Here is a 414-nt window from a genome sequence, read left to right as displayed (position 1 = left end):
CGCCGCGCATCAGGCAGGCGACGATCCCGGCCTTGTAGCCGAAGGTGTGGAAGAACGGGTTCACGATGAGGTAGCGGTCGCCCTCGCGGAGTCCGGCGAGTTCGCTCCACACGTCGTAGCAGCGCAGGGTCTGGGCGTGGGTGATGACGGCGCCCTTGGGGCTGCCGGTGGTGCCGGAGGTGAAGATGATGTCGGAGGGGGTGTCGGGGCGCAGCGAGGTGGCCCGCTCGCGCACCCGGGCTGCGGGGACGGCGTCGCCGGCGGTCAGGAAGTCCTTCCAGGAGCGGAAGGACTCGGGGGCGTCCTCGGCGAGGACGACGACCTGTTCCAGGTGGGGCAGGCCGGGCAGCGGTCCGGTGCCGGGGCCTTCGGCTGCGGCGCGGCGCAGGGAGGCCACGTAGGAGGTGCCGAGGA

Annotated in this window: 1 protein-coding gene; it reads right to left on the bottom strand. The window is 72.5% G+C overall.

Annotation, left to right across the window (positions count from 1 at the left end):
- Nucleotides 1-414, bottom strand: a 414-nt coding sequence (locus tag G3I71_RS48710) for an AMP-binding protein (protein ID WP_164325410.1), incomplete at both ends; no start/stop codon positions are given.

This window comes from Streptomyces sp. SID12501 (assembly GCF_010550245.1).
In the GTDB taxonomy this organism is placed as follows: domain Bacteria; phylum Actinomycetota; class Actinomycetes; order Streptomycetales; family Streptomycetaceae; genus Streptomyces.
Note: the sequence above shows the minus strand (reverse complement) of the source record. Positions and strands in the feature narration are given on the sequence as shown.